General features: G+C 61.9%; 1 protein-coding gene. It reads left to right on the top strand.

The annotated features are described in order from the left end of the window. The coding region (locus V6C16_RS14725; protein ID WP_333543626.1) for a VCBS domain-containing protein at window positions 1-438 on the top strand (438 nt) is incomplete at both ends.

Genomic DNA, 438 nt, shown 5'->3' with positions numbered 1-438 from the left:
CCCTGCTGGCTGACGGCAGTTACAGCTACAGCCTCAACAACGCCCTGTCTGCCGTCCAGCAACTGGGCGTGGGCAGCCAGTTGAGTGAAACCTTCACCTATACCGTCACCGATCAGCACGGCGCAACCGCGTCCAACACCATCACCATCACTATCCACGGAACCAACGACGCCCCGCAGGTCAGCGCTGCCGTGGCGGCCATCAATGAGGATCAGGCCGGTATCAGCGGCTCGCTTCCCACGCCTGCGGATGTGGACGCCGGGGATACGGTGAGCTTTCTGTCCCAGTCCGCAACCCCCGGTCAGTACGGTTCGTTCACCCTGCTGGCTGACGGCAGTTACAGCTACAGCCTCAACAACGCCCTGTCTGCCGTCCAGCAACTGGGCGTGGGCAGCCAGTTGAGTGAAACCTTCACCTATACCGTCACCGATCAGCACG

Source organism: Desulfovibrio sp. 1188_IL3213 (assembly GCF_036763145.1).
Lineage (GTDB): Bacteria > Desulfobacterota > Desulfovibrionia > Desulfovibrionales > Desulfovibrionaceae > Desulfovibrio.
The sequence above is the reverse complement of the archived record's forward strand: the minus strand, read 5'-3'. Positions and strand labels throughout refer to the sequence as shown.